At 35.1% G+C, this 16,871-nt stretch carries 16 protein-coding genes, 2 tRNA genes and 1 other RNA gene; 4 read left to right on the forward strand and 15 right to left on the reverse strand.

Features of this window, described 5'->3' with window-relative positions:
• Positions 1–43 precede the first annotated feature (43 nt).
• The 14 genes from asd to A9G03_RS11620 form a co-directional block, all read right to left on the reverse strand.
• A complete protein-coding gene (gene asd / locus A9G03_RS11555) occupies positions 44–1,147 on the reverse strand; it encodes an aspartate-semialdehyde dehydrogenase (protein ID WP_065633790.1) in 1,104 nt (367 codons plus the stop codon).
• Between the two features lie 273 nt (positions 1,148–1,420).
• Positions 1,421–3,502 carry a prolyl oligopeptidase family serine peptidase gene (locus A9G03_RS11560; RefSeq protein WP_065799279.1) on the reverse strand — a complete coding sequence of 694 codons (2,082 nt, stop codon included), beginning with the start codon at positions 3,500–3,502 and terminating at the stop codon, positions 1,421–1,423.
• Positions 3,503–3,649: 147 nt separating this feature from the next.
• Complete coding sequence (locus A9G03_RS11565; protein ID WP_065633792.1) at positions 3,650–4,081, reverse strand: PTS sugar transporter subunit IIA; 432 nt, start codon at positions 4,079–4,081, stop codon at positions 3,650–3,652.
• Positions 4,082–4,095: 14 nt separating this feature from the next.
• Positions 4,096–5,094 carry an SIS domain-containing protein gene (locus tag A9G03_RS11570; RefSeq protein ID WP_065633793.1) on the reverse strand — a complete coding sequence of 333 codons (999 nt, stop codon included), beginning with the start codon at positions 5,092–5,094 and terminating at the stop codon, positions 4,096–4,098.
• Positions 5,091–6,176 (reverse strand): SIS domain-containing protein, encoded by a 1,086-nt coding sequence (locus tag A9G03_RS11575; RefSeq protein ID WP_065799280.1) that lies wholly within the window; start codon positions 6,174–6,176, stop codon positions 5,091–5,093. The genes A9G03_RS11570 and A9G03_RS11575 overlap by 4 nt, the downstream gene beginning before the upstream one ends.
• Positions 6,177–6,189: 13 nt before the next feature.
• Positions 6,190–7,011, reverse strand: a complete 822-nt coding sequence (locus tag A9G03_RS11580) for a PTS system mannose/fructose/sorbose family transporter subunit IID (RefSeq protein WP_065633795.1) — start codon at positions 7,009–7,011, stop codon at positions 6,190–6,192.
• A complete protein-coding gene (locus tag A9G03_RS11585; RefSeq protein ID WP_065633796.1) occupies positions 6,992–7,828 on the reverse strand; it encodes a PTS mannose/fructose/sorbose/N-acetylgalactosamine transporter subunit IIC in 837 nt (278 codons plus the stop codon). Before A9G03_RS11585 ends, A9G03_RS11580 begins: the two co-directional genes overlap by 20 nt.
• Positions 7,829–7,845: 17 nt before the next feature.
• The gene (locus A9G03_RS11590; protein WP_065633797.1) at positions 7,846–8,313 is read right to left on the reverse strand and encodes a PTS sugar transporter subunit IIB; all 468 of its coding nucleotides are present in this window, start codon (positions 8,311–8,313) and stop codon (positions 7,846–7,848) included.
• Positions 8,314–8,324: 11 nt separating this feature from the next.
• Positions 8,325–9,008 (reverse strand): GntR family transcriptional regulator, encoded by a 684-nt coding sequence (locus tag A9G03_RS11595; protein WP_065633798.1) that lies wholly within the window; start codon positions 9,006–9,008, stop codon positions 8,325–8,327.
• Positions 9,005–9,727: a GntR family transcriptional regulator gene (locus A9G03_RS11600; RefSeq protein WP_065633799.1), complete on the reverse strand. Its 723-nt coding sequence runs from the start codon at positions 9,725–9,727 to the stop codon at positions 9,005–9,007. The genes A9G03_RS11595 and A9G03_RS11600 overlap by 4 nt, the downstream gene beginning before the upstream one ends.
• Before the next feature lie 175 nt (positions 9,728–9,902).
• Positions 9,903–10,027: non-coding RNA, RtT sRNA (locus tag A9G03_RS11605), on the reverse strand.
• Positions 10,028–10,068: 41 nt separating this feature from the next.
• Positions 10,069–10,145 (reverse strand) — tRNA-Pro (locus tag A9G03_RS11610).
• A gap of 22 nt (positions 10,146–10,167) precedes the next feature.
• A tRNA-His gene (locus A9G03_RS11615) sits at positions 10,168–10,243 on the reverse strand.
• A 123-nt stretch (positions 10,244–10,366) separates the two neighbouring features.
• The gene (locus tag A9G03_RS11620; RefSeq protein WP_143425857.1) at positions 10,367–11,662 is read right to left on the reverse strand and encodes an L-cysteine desulfidase family protein; all 1,296 of its coding nucleotides are present in this window, start codon (positions 11,660–11,662) and stop codon (positions 10,367–10,369) included.
• Positions 11,663–12,055: 393 nt separating this feature from the next.
• Here A9G03_RS11620 and A9G03_RS11625 point away from each other — a divergent pair, with 393 nt between their 5' ends.
• Together A9G03_RS11625 and A9G03_RS11630 are read left to right on the forward strand one after the other, a co-directional pair.
• Positions 12,056–12,736, forward strand: a complete 681-nt coding sequence (locus tag A9G03_RS11625; RefSeq protein WP_065633815.1) for a response regulator transcription factor — start codon at positions 12,056–12,058, stop codon at positions 12,734–12,736.
• 19 nt (positions 12,737–12,755) lie between these two features.
• Complete coding sequence (locus A9G03_RS11630; RefSeq protein ID WP_065633801.1) at positions 12,756–14,051, forward strand: ATP-binding protein; 1,296 nt, start codon at positions 12,756–12,758, stop codon at positions 14,049–14,051.
• A gap of 7 nt (positions 14,052–14,058) precedes the next feature.
• On the opposite strand, the gene A9G03_RS11635 is transcribed toward A9G03_RS11630, so the two are convergent.
• Positions 14,059–14,811, reverse strand: a complete 753-nt coding sequence (locus A9G03_RS11635) for a M15 family metallopeptidase (protein WP_065799281.1) — start codon at positions 14,809–14,811, stop codon at positions 14,059–14,061.
• A gap of 122 nt (positions 14,812–14,933) precedes the next feature.
• Between A9G03_RS11635 and A9G03_RS11640 the strand changes: the two genes are divergently transcribed.
• Complete coding sequence (locus A9G03_RS11640; RefSeq protein ID WP_065799342.1) at positions 14,934–16,094, forward strand: bifunctional tRNA (adenosine(37)-C2)-methyltransferase TrmG/ribosomal RNA large subunit methyltransferase RlmN; 1,161 nt, start codon at positions 14,934–14,936, stop codon at positions 16,092–16,094.
• A 28-nt stretch (positions 16,095–16,122) separates the two neighbouring features.
• Positions 16,123–16,737 carry a hypothetical protein gene (locus A9G03_RS11645; protein WP_065799282.1) on the forward strand — a complete coding sequence of 205 codons (615 nt, stop codon included), beginning with the start codon at positions 16,123–16,125 and terminating at the stop codon, positions 16,735–16,737.
• Positions 16,738–16,871: the final 134 nt, after the last annotated feature.

Here is a 16,871-nt window from a genome sequence, read left to right on the forward strand (position 1 = left end):
TTTTTGGATGATAAAAAAAAGCCCGATGGTTCGGGCTTTTTTATTAGGCTAAAATACGTAACATTCTTCTTAATGGTTCTGCCGCGCCCCATAATAGTTGGTCGCCAACGGTGAATGCTGATAAATAGTCTTTACCCATATTAAGTTTACGTAAACGTCCAACTGGTGTTGTTAACGTACCAGTAACTGCAGCTGGTGTTAATTCTCGCATTGAAATTTCACGATCATTAGGTACCACTTTTACCCAATCATTATGTGCAGCTAATAATTTTTCAATTTCTGGCACGCTGATATCTTTGTTTAATTTAATTGTGAATGATTGACTGTGGCAACGTAGAGCGCCAATTCGAACACAAAGTCCATCAACAGGGATAATTTTGCTGGTTCCTAAAATCTTATTGGTTTCAGCTTGGCCTTTCCACTCTTCTTTACTTTGCCCATTATCGAGTGCTTTATCGATCCAAGGAATCAAGCTACCGGCTAAAGGCACACCAAAATTATCGGTAGGTAAGCTTCCATCACGCATTTTTTGCGTTACTTTACGCTCAATATCTAAAATTGAAGAATGCGGATCTTGCAATTCTTTAGCAACTTCGGCATTTAGCATTCCCATTTGGGTTAACAGTTCGCGCATATGACGTGCACCACCGCCAGATGCTGCTTGATAAGTTGACACTGATACCCAATCTATCAAGTTTTCAGCAAATAAACCACCTAAAGACATTAGCATTAAACTAACGGTACAGTTACCACCAACAAAGGTTTTAATACCTTTATCTAAAGCTGCGTGAATATTCGCTTTGTTAACGGGATCAAGCACAATAACAGCATCATCTTCCATACGTAAAGTTGATGCGGCATCAATCCAGTAGCCTTGCCAGCCCGTCGCGCGTAGTTTTGAATAGATTTGGGAAGTGTAATCACCACCTTGGCAGGTGACAATAATGTCTAATGCTTTTAGTGCATCAATATTATCTGCACTTTGTAACGTTCCTGTTTTTCCACCAAAAGTCGGTGCAGCAGCACCTGCTTGAGAAGTTGAGAAAAAAACAGGGTTGATATAATCAAAATCGTGTTCTTCAACCATACGTTGCATCAGAACAGAACCCACCATTCCACGCCATCCGACAAAACCAACATTTTTCATAATTTATTTCCAAAAAGTAGATGTTATATAAATAGTCACTTTTACTATTAAAGCAAAATATCATCATAAAACAAAGTAAGATAAGAATTATTTTTTTAGATTATTAAAAGATAACAGTGAATTATATAAAACTATGGTTATTTAAATTGCTAGCTAGTTTTTATTGATGTTTGTTACCTATTCATTTTTTACAATGATAAGTGCGTTTAAGTAACATAATTAATGATAGAGATTGTCATAAATAATATTCACTCTAATGTTAGCAATTTTTAATTATGGTGTTGGCATGGTTTGCCAAATAAAAAACTCGACTGTATTGAGAAAATTATCCAAAAAATGCCCTTCATATTGATCTGCAATAACTAACACCTGCTGTTTTTCGCTATGGCTTATCGCATTAAGGCGAGCGATAAATTTAGCACTTTGCCATGGTGCGACACGCTCATCTTTCAAACCTAGCGAAATCATAACCGGTGGATACGTAACATTATCTTTTAAGTTTAAATAGGCATCTATTTTAGATAAATCATTTAACTGTTTTGCGTTTAATGGCGAACCAAACTCGGCAAAGTTTGCTTTGCCAATGGCGATGTTATCTAATCGGCTCATATTTAACATACCCACATTAATAGATGCCGCAGCAAAAAGTTCAGGATGTTTAGCTAATGCCATGCCAATTATAATACCACCCGCACTCTCACCGCTGATAACTAGCTTAGATGGTTGGGTAATATGATGATTAATCAAATATTGTGCGCATTTTATAAAGTCATCAACTGAGTTTTGTTTATTAGCTAAGCTACCGCCACAATGCCAATTTTTTCCTAATTCTCCACCGCCTCGAACGTGAGCAATTGCAATTATTCCACCTCTTTCAAGCCAAATTAAACGTGTCGCATCAAAAAAAGCGAGCTGACTTACACCATATGCACCATAGGTCGTTAACCATGTAGGAGCAGTACTATCATATTTGATCCCTTTAGGATGAATAATCGTCATGGGAACGAGTGTGCCATCGCTTGATTTTATCCATTGTTGTTCAGCCTCATAGTTGGCAAACGAAAAAGCACTGGGATTAATCATTTTTGTATCTTGAATTAATCCATTATCAGGATCATAACTAAATATTTTGGGTGGGACAGTCCAATTTTGAGCAGTAAATAATATTTCTTTGCGATCTGCATTACTAAAAATGGCCGTTACTTCTTCATTATTGGCAAGTGGAATCAATTTAACATGATGAGTGTCAGCAAAAGGGATAGTTACAAAGTGGGGGATTGTTGACTCATGATAAGCTAAGTAAATAGCATCTTTGCTTGCTGCAAATTGAGTCAAATCTCCATTTTGCCATTCCATAATTTTTTCTTCTGGTTGGCTATTCTTATTTAGATTCACGCGAGAAATAGTATAACCAGACAAATTATTATGTTTAGCTAAATATAACCAATCATCTTTTAGAATAAAATTGGTCACATTTTGTTTTCTATCGATGATTTTTTGCCAATGAGCATTATTTTTTTGAAGATCATCATAAGGTGTTATATACAAATCGATACTATAACCCGATATAGAAGGTGAGACCGAAGCAATAGCCCAATTTGACGAAAAGGATAATGAAGTATTTTGATCGGTAAAGGGGTTATAATCGGATATCTGGCCAGTACCAAATATTAAAACATCATTTTGTCTATTTGCGTTTAAATAGTGACGATAGACCTCTTCTGTGCCGGATTTTTGACTATGATGTTGATATCTATCATTTCTTTTATAAAAAAAAGATAAATTATCTTTAGACCAAATGATACTTGGATCTGATATGCCGGTTATATCATCGTTAAGATGTGATTTGGTCTTTACATTAATAATTTTTATTGATGATATCTCAGCACCATTTTCATAAATGCTATAAGCAATATATTGACCATCATATGATGGATAGAAGTCATATATGCCATAGCCAATAGGAGGATCGATTAATACTTTTTCATTGTTGAAGCGATCTTTAACAAAAAGACGATTATATGGATGATCTGCTGTTTGTTTGAAATAAAAACAATTATCACCTACGTGTTGAATATCAGATATTCTAGGTTCAGCGCCAAAATCTGTTAACTCATTAAACCGCTGATTCACTGTTTTTTGCCAAGGTAACGCATTTAGTGTTTTGACAGTACGTTCAGATTCAGACAATAACCAATTATTGATTAACTGTGGTTGATTTTCCATCCAACGATATTTATCGTTCGCGTCGATTTGTTTTAATGTTAATTCATTATTAGTTTTACAACAGCTACAAATACTACTTAATAATAGAATCAATATTATGATAGCTGTTTTATCTTTGAATATAGTCAAATTTGCCTACCTATTTATTTGATGATCAATGTAAGGCTTTAAATAGAAAGGTATTACTCGTAATGGATAAAAGCAAATATAATTTTATTGTGATTAAAAATATATTTGCCTTATTGAAGTTAAATTAATCGTTTTTATTTGACCAGTTTAAAACTCTTCATCTTCTATTATTGATGATGTCATCGACACGATATTATAGTGTTCAATACTTTGTTGAGCTGTTTGCATTAGTTCTGGTAATAAATCATCTAACGCCATTTGCGTTCTTAGCATAAATGTTGCCAATAACATGGGTATATTCACCCCAGTAACAATTTCGAGATTTGGGTAATTTGCCATTAGTCTGGTTAATGTATTAAAGGGGGTGCCACCTTTTAAATCAACAAAACAAAGCAGAGTTTGTCCTTCCTGTGTTAGCATTGTCAATGTTTGTTCAATTTGCTGTTGAAAATCATCTAACGATTGCTCCGTTAAAAAAGGGACTGCTTCACATTGTGTTTGTTTACCACAAATCATTTCAGCACTTTCAATAATGCTGTTTGCCATTGGTCCATGGGTGCTGACTAATACTGCAATCATTGGCAATGTTCTCCTTAGTAATCTAAGCAACGATAATAACGACGAATTGACATTGGATGACGATTTAAGTGTTCGACATAAGCATCAATTCGATTATTGATAGTACGAAAAACAAACGGTGATAAGTGTCCACGATATTTTTCAGAGATACCCGGCAATTCATAATCTTTGGTATCAATAATGGTGTAATTTCCACAAATTTGTGGTAAGAATTTAGCGACACGTTCACTTAATGGGCGCTGTGTATCTTCACCAACATAAACAGTAACTGCCGTATCACGGTCGATCACTTCTAATGTACCATGAAAAAATTCAGCTGATTCAATGGATTTTGAACGTAACCAATGTTGTTCTTCCCAATAACACATAGCATGAGAATACGTTGCTCCCCATTGATTGCCCGCGCCAACAAAATAGTGCATTGTATCGTTATGGTGTTTTTCAGCAACTTCTTGACCAAATTTATCGGCTTTTTTGGCAACAGCAACAATATTTTTAGCAAAGTGTTGATCCATTTGTTGATAAAACTCATCATAATCAGGGAACTCACCGGCTAAATACATTAAACGATCTGCTGTCATAAAGAATTTTAATTGTTCATTCATTGGGTAAGTAATAACATGGTGTGCCATTTTCCCTAATGGTGTATCAGCTTTATCCATGAAAGCGAATATGGTTGAACCAACTTCTTTTTGAATTTTCTCAATAGCTGCAACGACTTCTTGTGTGGTACCTGTGACAGATGAAATAATGATTAATGTGTCTTTAGTGATACGTTTGTTTCCTGTTACTAGATATTCAGCCGCATGTTGAACAAAAGTTTCAATGGCTGTTTTTTCTTTCATATGGACAACTGCTTGCATTGATGATGCATAAGTACCACCAATACCTAACCAACAAACATTGCTGTAACCACGTTTATGAATTTTATCAATAAACTCATTAATTTGTGGACGTAATGCTAATGCACCATTCATGCTATTGAGTTCTTTTTGTTCGTCATATTTTCTCATACTGTAACCCTCTTTATTTTAGATTTAGTGATTTCATCAAATTCTGGATATGTTGATTTTTCTAGATTGTGACCTTTTAATTGCGATACTTGATAACTGAGTAAGTGAATTGGGATGGTCATAAATAGTGATGATAAAAGTTCATCACAGTCAATATTTAAGCACAAATCGGCTGTTTTCGGTGTTTCGGTATTATGTGCATAAATAGTTGCAATGTTTTGCACATATTGTTTTAAAAACTGTTTTAACAACTCAGCTCTGTCCATGAGTCGACCTTGTGGCTCAATAAAAACGATATAATCATCGCGATGCAAGCCAAGATAGGGTCCATGCATGTACTCTTCTAATTCTTTGCCAAATGCTGTATTGCGTACGGTTTCAGTGAATTTGGTTTCACCTTCGCGTGCAATGCCATATGTTGCGCCATAACCAATAAAAATCACACGGTTAGTTTGATTGAATTGATCTTGATGTTTCGCAACCCAAGCTTGTGATTGCAAAATGACTTGTGGCAGTAATTGAGTTATTTTTTGTATTTGTGCAAAATAACTTTCAAATTGTTGAGCGTTAATACGCCCTAGTTTTTGACTAATAGCTAAAGTAATTAACATCAAATCGAGTATGGTTACACTATAACCTGCACTAACATAAGGCATTTCCTCAATTGGCATTCCCATTGATAAAATGTGATTACTCACTTTATACAATGGACTGCTTGGATTGCTGGTTAAACTGTAAATGGTTTGATTATTCTCCACAAATTGTTTAACTAAATGAATCGTTGAGTAGCTTTCACCACCTTGCGAAATAGCAAAATATAAATTGTTAGGATCGTTATAATATGAATAATTAGCCGCAATAGAAGGATCTTCTATATAAACTGGCACGTTTAATATTTTACTCATAAAAGGGCGAGCGCTATAGGCCGCATTAGCGCTTGAACCTGTTGCAAAAATAACAATTGCGTTAAGTTGTTTAATCTGGCTTAAATCGATAATATGAGCAAATAACGTTTGGTAATTATCGAGTATATGCTGATAATACTCAGGTTCTAAAGCCACATAATCTGCAATACTTTTCATTGTTTTCCTCTCATTAACCTAACAAACCGCTCCAGGCTCCAAAAATACCAATTGCCGCAATTAATAATAGAATCCAATGTGCTTTAACTTCTTTTTTAACCAGTACAAAAATAAACAGCGTAAAGAGCAACGGTAATATTTGTGGCACAATTCCATCAAATATATCTTGCAGTGATGCAGCGTCTGAACCTGAACCAATTTTTAATGGCATATTTAAGGTAACCATAGTGGCAACCATCGCCCCGACTACACAAAGCCCTAATACTGAAGCGCCGTAGGATAATTTATCCATCAATCCTGTTTTTTGAACTTTATCGATAAATGACGTCCCAATGTTATAGCCTATCAGTAAGCCAAAATAACGTGCCAAAATCGCTGGGACATTAAAAATCAGTAAAAATAGTAGCGGGCCTAAAATATTGCCTTGCAACGCTAACGAGGTACCAATGCCTGTTGCAATGACACGTAGAGTTCCCCAAAAAAATGAGTCACCCAAACCGCTTAATGGTCCCATTAGGGCAATTTTAACGTCATTGATTGAGTTTTTATCAAACTCACTGTCTGTAGCATGTTGCTCTTCCATGGCAATACAAATACCCAATGGAAAGGTGATTAACCATGGTGTGATATTATAAAATTCAAGGTGTCGTTGATAGGCATCGGTTAATTCTACTTTGTTATTACTGTAGATTTTATCCAAAGCCGGACGCATAGCATAGGCATAGCCTAAATTCATTTGTCGTTCATAGTTCCATGACCATTCAGCGGTAAAAGAGCGCCAAAAGGTTCTGTTTAACTCTTTATTGGTTACTAATTTAGAATTCTTCATTTTCATAATCGATCTCCTGTGATGCTAATGCATTACCTGTATTTGTATTGAGCTGTTGGTTACCTTCGTCTATTGCGCCTTTTTTGCCATTAAATGCAGAATAACCGGTCAAAATTAAGGCAAGACAAGCACCAAAAATAGCTACGCCGGTAACTGGCACTTTCATGTATACCGCTAATGCAAAGCCAAGAACAAAGAAGGTAGTATTGGTTTTTTTGATCATAATTTTCATTAACATTGCAAAACCAAAAGCTGGTAGTAGCCCTGTGGCAATACCTAAACCATCAATGATAAATTTAGGTATCATCTCTAATAAGCTGTTAACAGCGGCACTACCAAATAAATAGGAGAATCCGACAACTAAGCCAATTGGCAGATTGATTGAGAAAAATCCACCTAAGATATTCATTCTATCCATCCCTTTACCATTGCCTTCACTGGCATATTTGTCTGCTTTGTGAACAAAATAAGGAAGAATAAAAAGGAAACAGAGATTTTTGACTAATAACACCAGTGACGCAATTGGAATACCTAATGTTAAAGCAATTTCAGTACTTTTACCTGCACCAATAGCAAAAGCGGTACCTAAAACACTGCCTGAAATTATTTCGGGAGGAATCGATCCCCCAATAGAAAACGATCCAACAAAAGCTAACTCTAAGGTTGCACCAATGATAATGCCTTGAGTAATATCACCCATAACTAAACCTGCTAAAGTACAGGTGACGAGCGGGCGAGATAACATTGATGATCCTAAAAAGTATTCAGCATTTGCTAACATCGCAATTAAAGCTAATAGAAGTGCTGTTAATTCGATACTCATGTGTTGTATCCTCTAAATTATTTTTCAAATTTTTGCTTTGCTTCACTCGGAACTTGTTGAATGTAAATATCAATGCCATCTTGTTTTAGTGCAGTTAATAAATCTGCTTCTTGTTCAGTTAGATTGATAGTTTTAGAATAGCTCTTCGTTCCTTCGCGTGGTTTTGTGCCGCCCAAATTGAGGCTGGTTATTTTTCCTTGTGTGCCTCTAATTAGCTTTTCAGCATCGGCAACCGATTCAACAACAATCAGCATTTGATATTTATCAGTTACACCAGAATTAATTGCCTCAATGCTGTCATCAATGGATTTCATGACTAATTTGCCATGTTCAGGTTTAGCTAATCGAATAGCTGATTTGCGTAGTTCGTCATTTGCCACCGTATCATTAGCGACCAAAATAGTATTGGCCCCAACGCTATCGAACCATGAAACAACAACTTGACCATGTAATAAACGATGATCAACACGTAATAATTTAATCATTAATTTTCCTCCTAGGTGAAATCGACAACATATTTAGTATTAGTAGCAAATTTATATTCAATGGCTATTGGTTCGCTGTTAATATCAAAATAGTGGTTAGAAATTTTAAATAATGGGTTATTAATTTTGATACCTAGCTGTTTGGCAAGTTCAGCATTGGCAACAATTAATTGTAAATCTTGTTCTAATTTATCAACTTTCTTTTTACTCGAATTGACAATTTCGAGTGCCGATAACACTTTTATTATGGAAAGTTGAAAATCAGGAAAATAGTTAAGAGGTAGCAAAAAAATAGCTTTTACGACACTGTTTTTTGCCACTTCAAGAAAGCTAATATAATAAATAAGCTCGGACGATTTTATTTTTAATAATTGACTGTAGTAGCTTCCTGCTTGTCTTAAATAAGACTCTTTGATCACTTTTTTATCATTTTGATAATCATAGGGTTTGATGATGCCCGTCATTTCTAGAATATTTTGCGTTGAAAGTTTAGGTGCGACAAATAACCCCACCCCTTTCTTTCTTACAACTTGATTTTTTTCAACTAATAGGTCTATTGCTTTACGAATAGTTGTTCTACTTACGCCGTAGTTTTGTTGTAGCTGGCCTTCTGGCGGTAATGCGGCACCAACACCATACCTACCCGTATCTATTAACTCGCTTAACTGAACTGCAATTTTTTCAAATAACTTCATTTATCTGTCTCGCTATAATTGAAGATATTTTTAGCCGATAAGTGATATTTAAATCGGTTACCTATTAAATATTGCTCAGTGTGTTCAAAAGGCTCAAAGTTATTATCGTAGTTATAACTTGAAACCTTATAGATTGGTGTTTGTTCTTTGATACCTAAATACTTGGCACATTCTTTATTTGCGGTTTCGTAGGTAATTTCTTCCCGACCATGACTCGGTATTAGCTGGTAATGATCTTTTAAATATTGATAAAGCGACACATTGCTCAAATTCTGTGTTTCTAAACCTCTGAATTTTTCGAAGGGTAAATAACAGATCTCGTAAGATAAAGGCATTTCACCTAATACGCGTTGCCTAATTATTTTGAGTAATTGGTGATTAAAATTAAAGAATTTTGTCAATTCTGAGGGAATCTTGATAACTTGGTTGGAAAGAACTTTGATTTTAATTTGTTTTGGATTTTCTTTATCTATTTCTTCACTAAATGAAGACATTTTCAACATATTGATTTCAAATATTGTTGGATATTGTGTATTTTTTTTAGCAGAAAAAACATAGCCTTCCATGGCCAAATCATTTAACGCTTTTCTAACCGTTGTTCGACTGACGCCAAAATATTCGGCAAGCCCACGTTCTGTGAATTTATCCTTAATTATGGCTGGATTTGCTTTAATTTGCTCTTCAACAGCTGTTTTGACCGCAATATCACGATATTCCAATAGTCATCCCCTTCCTTTTTGGATCGTAATATCCAAAAGATATATCTTAAATCCATTTTTATTGGTTAAAAATTAATTAAAAAAATATATCTTGTCAATCTTAAGTACCAAAATTGTTGTTATGATCACAATATTTATTGTAAGTGACATTAAATCAGTAAGATAATAAAAAATAGAGCGGGGAAGAGAGGATGACTCGCATTTCATGCTCGCCCTTCGGGTCGTTGCTTAAGCAACGTTGTCTCGCTACGCTCTGCTCGAACCTCCGTCGGTTCTCATCCTTTAAGCTGAAGCGGATAATAAAAAAGCCCACTTAATGAGCAGGCTTTTTTATTTAAAATTGGTCGGCGAGAGAGGATTCGAACCTCCGACCCACTGGTCCCAAACCAGTTGCGCTACCAAGCTGCGCTACTCGCCGTTAGATTTTTTGCTTCATAAAATGGGGTGGCTAATGGGATTCGAACCCACGACAACTGGAATCACAATCCAGGGCTCTACCAACTGAGCTATAGCCACCATTGAAGCAGGACGAAATATTACGCATAAAAAACAACATTGTCCAGCATATTTTTTAAAAAATATACCAATTGGTTATATTAAAAGCGCTAAAAGTTTAATCTTTTAGCACTAAAACGTAGTTTAAGCCTTATGTGACATGATATCAATAATCTGAGTATCAGTTGCTTTCATGCTATTACTAGCGATGGCCCCTAAGTTGTTGATTGAATTTTCAACACTATCACAGACTATACCTTCGTTTCCTGTTACCCGAATATGGTTTAAAGCCATCAGTACAGCTTTAAACGCTGATGAAACAGATGTTGAAACTTTCATTGCACAGCTATTTGAAGCGCCATCACAAATGATGCCTGATAAGTCGCCAATCATATTACAAATTGCCATATCAACAGGTTCATATTTGCCTTGACCAAGTAACCATGCCATACCCGCTGCTGCGCCCATAGCGGCTGTTGACGCTGCACAAAGAGCCGATAAAGGCGGAAACTTGCTATGAATATAAATGGCAATGGTATGGGATAACATTAATGCTCGAGCTAATTGTTCAGGTGTTGCATCTAAATAGTCTGCTACCACTACAACCGGCATGGTAGCGGTGATTCCTTGATTACCTGAACCTGAATTGCTCATGGCTGGTAACGTTGCACCACCCATACGCGCATCAGATGCAGCAGTTGTGCGAATAATGACCTTTGAAAGCAAATCATCAGCTAATAATCCTGTTTGGGTTTGTTCATGTAATGTTGAGGCAATACTTAATCCATAAGCATGCTTTAATCCTTCTTGAGAAAGGGCGCAATTTAATTCGGCAGCGTGTAAAATGAATTGAATATCTTCAAAATTTGCATAGGTTGCAAAGTCATAAATTAATCTTACCGATACCTGTTTGATGATATCGTTATTGTTTAATTGATTTGTAGCAATGTTATTTTGTTTAAAAATAACGCTACTGTTTTTTTCAATCAAAATAACATTGGTATGTGAATTTTCGATGCATACTTTAACATGATCGTGTTGTGTATAAATATTGACTTCACAGTAGATGGCTTGATTATTGTTGGCTATTTTCACATTCACTTTGTTATCTACTAACATTTTTTTAGCTAAGGTTATTTGCTCTGTTGTTATATTTTTTAATACTTCAAGTCCAGCCTTTGCATCGCCACCTATCGCGCCAATTGCTGCGGCAATAGGTAATCCAACCATGCCAGTGCCAGGCACAGTCACGCCCATACCGTTTTTCATTAAATTTGGTGAAACATAAGCATCAATTTTTTCAATATTATTTTTGTTTAGATATTGAGCCGCAACAGCAGCGGCAAATGCTAATGATATCGGTTCAGTACAACCAAGTGCGGGTAATACTTCATGTTTCACCAATTTAATTAATTCTTGCCACATTACTTGTTGTTTCATTGTTTATCTCCATATTTTAATGGTAATGTTGATGGTGAAATGTTACCTTCTTGATAGCATACTATTTTATTTAATATTTATTGAAAATTGAACGATGTGATTGCAGCGTAAACAGCATAAGGCTTAATTATTTGCTGTTTGATATTAATAACCAATCTGACAATTTTGACTTAAATAATATGGTAAGTAATTTAACTGATAAATACTATTCAAATTCTTTCAAAAAATATAATAAGCAATAATATTTATCTTAAATTTTTTATATGGTTGGTTAGTAAATTAAATAATCAGGAATAGTTCAAAATATGTAATATTTTAGTAAAACTACCTGACTTTTTTTTAATTATTGCAATAATGTAAAGACCTAAAATTTAGATAATAATGGCGATTATGATAAATATTTTATTAATTGATGATGATATTGAATTATCACAAATGCTAAGTGAATATTTGACCAATGAAGGTTTTAATATTAAAAGTGTTTATTTGGGTAAGGATGGTATTGATGAAGCATTATCGGGTAAGTATCGTGCCGCAATTTTAGATGTCATGCTACCTGATATTAATGGTATTGATGTATTAAAAAGCATACGTCAGCAATGTAATATGCCCGTTATTATGTTAACAGCTAAAGGCGATAATATTGATCGGGTGTTAGGCTTAGAGCTTGGTGCTGATGACTATATTCCTAAACCTTGTTATCCACGAGAATTATTAGCTAGGTTGCGAGCTGTTTTACGTCGGTTTGATGAACGTTCAGTTGAAATGGTCGATGACAAAAAATACCATTTTAATGGTTTAACGCTTGATTTACCGCAGCGCCTTTGTACTTGGAATGGGCAAGTTATTGATTTGACATCAACTGAATTCAATTTATTAGTTTTATTAGTCAAACATAGTGAACGGGTTGTGACTAAAGAAGAGCTATCTGAAATAGGATTAGGTCGAGCTAGAGAGCTTTATGATCGTAGCGTTGATGTCCATATTAGTAATATTCGTCAAAAACTGTCTCAAGTAGCACAAAACGATGTGACAATTGAAACCATTCGAGCAGTAGGTTACCGTATCCGTTAACGATAGAGTAGGCTTTGGTATGAATCGTCGATTATTTTGGAAAATACTGATTATATTTTGTGTGATTTTTTATCTTACCTTTCAGTTAACCTGGATAGCTTTCTCCTTTTATGTAGAAAATAGAAATCAACGTTTTCTTAATCATATGCCGACCAAAGTCGATATGATCGCGCAATTGTTACATGTCGCGGGTGAAGATGAAACACTTAATTTTATTGCGCATTTACCTGAACGTGAACGGGCGTTGTTATCAATAAAATTAATTTCCCCTCAAAATGATCAAGTTAATATATTGACTGATGAATTAGAGTCACCAACTTATATTTATCAACGAACAGCTATTGCGCCTGATGGTACTTTATATGCTGTTTCGTTCAAAGAAGATAAAGATGATCGTAGCAAAAAGGTATTTTTTAGTATGCCGTTGCCAATTATGTTAATGGGAGGATTTGTTGGTTTAGCTTTTAGTCTATTTTTAGCATGGAACTTAACTAGGCCAATGCGGTTATTGCGACAAGGCTTTTTTCGTGTATCACAAGGTGATCTTTCTGTCAGGTTATTTAAAAAATTAAAGCCTAGACGTGATGAACTCAGTGAGTTGGGTAAAGATTTTGATATGATGGTTGAACAATTAAATATTTTAATTTCAGATCGTCAAGCACTTTTACATGATGTGTCACATGAGTTGCGTACACCGCTTGCGCGTTTACAGTTAGCCATTGGGCTTGCTCAACAGAATAAACAAAATATTGATACTGCTTTAGCGAGAATTGAATTAGAGTCGGAACGATTAGATCAGTTAATTGGTGAAATTTTAAATTATTCACGCGCCGAAATGAATAATCGTACTGATGAATATTTTGATTTAAAAGATTTAATTAGTGTGGTGATTAGTGATGCTAATTATGAAGCCAATCATCAATTAATTGATGTACATTTTAATTTAGCATCCATAACGCATTCTATTATTAAAGGTAATTCGGAACAAATTCGCCGAGCAGTTGAAAATATTATTCGTAATGCAATTCGTTTTTCTAAAGCTGGGCAAGCTGTCGAAGTATCGTTAAAAGAAGTGGGTAAATATTTGCAAATTGAAGTCAAAGATCGTGGTCCAGGTGTTGATTCAAATAAATTATCGAGTATTTTTGAACCGTTTGTTCGTATCCAGTCAGCACAATTAGGTAAAGGTTATGGTTTAGGTCTGGCAATTGCAAGAAAGACCGTCATTATGCATAACGGTACTATTCAAGCAAATAATCGTGATGGTGGGGGATTAGTGGTCACTATCAAACTTCCTTATTGGCGTAACCACTAATGTATTATTAATAACACTCAGAATTAACTGTTAATACATATTGTTTGACTAAACTTTCAAGTGTAATTTTGTCGTGACCAGTAAAATTGAGTCTTTGTATAATTTTATCAGGCTCACTGTCTAATATAGCTTTATATTGCGCGATATATTGGCTGGAAATAGGTTTGTATGACCAGTGCCACTCTTCTGGCAAATATCCTCCTTTACGACCTTCATTGAATGGCTGGCAAAAACCATACTTAGGTAAATTTTTTTGTAGCCATTGGTAAAGTATGATGCCTTTTTTATCATTTCTAAAATAACTTGATGAAACACTGGTAATGTCTATATCTGTTCCCCAATGATGTCTTGAGGTACCTGGCATAGATGATAGTTTTAAAATTTGCTCAGCAATTTTTTGGGGTTCATGAAGTTTTGGTAACAAGTCATCCCATTTACGTTGCCAAATGCCATTTTGATACGTGTAATTACGAGTTGCACTCACAACTATAAACGGTATATCTGGATAAGACTTTTTAAAGTCGTTATAAGCTTTAATTAACTGCTGGGCAGGTTCTTTTTGCAGATACATGCCTTTTTTATTAACAGGTAAAATTGTTGAATCTAACGCAATAAAATTGTTATCTTTCTTTTCGTCAAATTGACCTGTTAATTTATCTAATGAAATTGGTTGTGCCATAGCGAATGTTGAACATAAAAGTAAAGTTATTGTGTGCGTAATCGTTAACGTTTTTTTTAAAATTGTTGAATTCATTTTCATTTATAAATCACTAATATTTATTAGCCAGATAAAGTGAAAACCAGTATAATCCTTTCCCTAAAAATTTAAATAGCCATAATGTGTAAAAACGAGGCCTTATGTTAACATCATCAACACCGAACATGTCTGTAAATTGTGCAGATGCAGCAAAAATAACACAAACTACTCCAGCAACCAATGAAAAAATTAATCTACTCAATTTTACCCGCCAGCAATTGAGAGAGTTTTTTATATCATTAGGTGAAAAACCTTTTAGAGCAGATCAAGTGATGAAGTGGATCTATCATTTTGGAATAGATGACTTTGATCAAATGACTGACATTAATAAAAAATTACGTGAACAATTAAAAACGTTAGCCGAAATTAAAGCTCCAATAATAGCGATGGAACAACGTTCATCTGATGGTACCATTAAATGGGCATTGGATGTCGGCAATAATCAGATGATTGAGTCGGTGTATATTCCTGAGCGCGATCGCGCAACTTTGTGTGTGTCCTCACAAGTAGGATGTGCTTTGGAGTGTAAATTCTGTTCAACCGCTCAGCAAGGTTTTAATCGTAATTTAACCGTTTCTGAAATAATCGGCCAAGTTTGGCGTGCATCAAATGCCATTGGTGTGACAGGAAAATTAGCCGATAGACCTATCACAAATGTTGTTATGATGGGAATGGGGGAACCTTTACTCAACTTATCTAACGTTGCGCCGGCAATGGAAATCATGTTAGATGATTTTGGTTACGGTTTATCGAAAAGACGTGTTACGCTTTCAACTTCGGGTGTTGTTCCTGCTTTAGATAAATTGGCTGGAATGATTGATGTTGCGTTAGCGATTTCACTTCATGCTCCAAATGATACGATTCGTAGTGAAATTATGCCAATTAACCAAAAGTATAATATGGCGATGTTACGCGATTCAATTTTACGTTATTTGTCGACTTCAAATGCCAATCATGGCAAGGTAACAATTGAGTATGTGTTACTAAATCAGATTAATGACGGCGTAGAACATGCTCATGAGTTAGCTCAATTCTTAAAAAATGTACCAAGTAAAATTAATTTAATTCCATGGAATCCGTTCCCTGGTGCTCCTTATTCACGTTGCTCAAATACACGTATAGACCGTTTTATGAAAACATTGATGGGTTATGGATTTACGGTTATTGTACGTAAAACCCGCGGCGATGATATAGATGCCGCATGTGGTCAGTTAGCCGGTGAAGTTGTCGACAGGACTAAAAGAACACTGTATAAAAAGCAAAACTTGGTTCAGCAAACCGCATAAAAATAGACAACGGAAAAGGGAAAAGTTAATGAAAATATGGTTAGTCATCTTCAGCTGTGTATCCATGATTGCTTTAACAGGTTGCCAAGTTAAAGGCCATGAAGAATTTGATCCTCAAACCGCCGCATTATCTAGAACGCGATTAGGTTTGGCTTATTTGGCTAAGGCTGATGAGTCACCAGAAAATATCAAAGCTGCACATTATAACTTGAAATTGGCTGCACAATATTCACCTAATAACCCTCAAGTTATGCTAGCAATGGCAATGTTTGATCAGCATGTTGGTGAATATAATGAAGCTGAAATGATTTACAAACGTATCACCTTAATGCAACCCGGTAATGGACTGTATCGTGTTCATTATGGTTCTTTTTTATGTGGTAGAAATCGTTATCAAGAAGCAAAACAACAATTTCAACAAAGTATTGATTTAGATCGCCACCGTTGGAAAGCCGATGCGTATGAACAATATGGTTATTGTGCGATTCAGAACGGTGATCAGAAAACTGCTGATTTAATGTTTAAGCAACTTTTTAATTACGATGCATCTCGACAAGAAAGTGTCATTAAAACGGCTCAATTATACCAAAAAAATGGTGATACTAAGGTGGCTAATTATCTATTTTCTGTTGCGAAAAAATAAATATTGATAACGATATGGTGCTTGTACAAAGCGGAAGTTTATACCCTAAGCTTGTTGCGTAAGTTTAATTAAATTATGTTAGTAAACCATTTTGGGTGATGGTTTACTTTACGTAATATAACTATGAGAAAAAA

The sequence above is a fragment of the Gilliamella sp. wkB171 genome, from assembly GCF_001693755.1.
In the GTDB taxonomy this organism is placed as follows: domain Bacteria; phylum Pseudomonadota; class Gammaproteobacteria; order Enterobacterales; family Orbaceae; genus Gilliamella; species Gilliamella apicola_F.